The sequence below is a fragment of the Grimontia marina genome, assembly GCF_900060185.1.
Taxonomy (GTDB): Bacteria; Pseudomonadota; Gammaproteobacteria; order Enterobacterales; family Vibrionaceae; genus Enterovibrio; species Enterovibrio marinus.
On record NZ_FIZY01000245.1, the window covers coordinates 1 to 612 of the forward strand.

A 612-nucleotide genomic window follows, 5' to 3' on the forward strand; every position below is an offset into this window, starting at 1 on the left:
AAGGGTGAGATGCCCAATACCTTTTTGCCCGAGTTCTCTAATGGTTCGATCATGGATATTGGTTATTACTGTTTGGGCTCAGCCATTGAACTGTTTGGTGAGCCTAAATCGGTGCAAGCCCAAGCGCATTTACTGGAGACGGGGGTTGATGGTAACGGCAGTGTGATCTTAGGATATGACGGTTTTGATGTGCTATTACTGCATTCAAAAACCAGTGACTCCTATTTGCCGAGCGAAATTCAAGGTGAAGGGGCCGCACTGCACGTTGAGATGATCTCTACCTGCAACCGCATCACGAGAATTAACCGTGGTGGTCAAACCCAAGATCTGAGTATTGAGCAACACGCCAACCGCATGTTCTACGAAGCACAAAAATTTGCAGATCAGATACAGAACAAGACAATAGATGAGCGATGCAAATTACGCTCACTCACCGTTTCCAAATTATTGACAGAAATACGCCGCCAAACGGGCGTGATTTTTCCAACCGATAACCTGTAGTTTCATCGCACAGAGAAGAGAGCAAAAATAATGCAAGCTGAAGTAAAGTGGGTCGAAAATTTCAAGTTCTTGGGCCAATCCCAATCTGGTCATTCGGTGGTGATGGATGGC

General features: G+C 45.8%; 1 protein-coding gene and 1 pseudogene. Both read left to right on the forward strand.

The features are described 5' to 3' along the window. The coding region (locus GMA8713_RS26220) for a Gfo/Idh/MocA family protein (RefSeq protein WP_422615217.1) at positions 1-501 on the forward strand (501 nt) is incomplete at its 5' end. A 30-nt stretch (positions 502-531) separates the two neighbouring features. After that, a pseudogene (locus GMA8713_RS27170) lies at positions 532-612 on the forward strand (OsmC family protein); the annotation flags it as partial.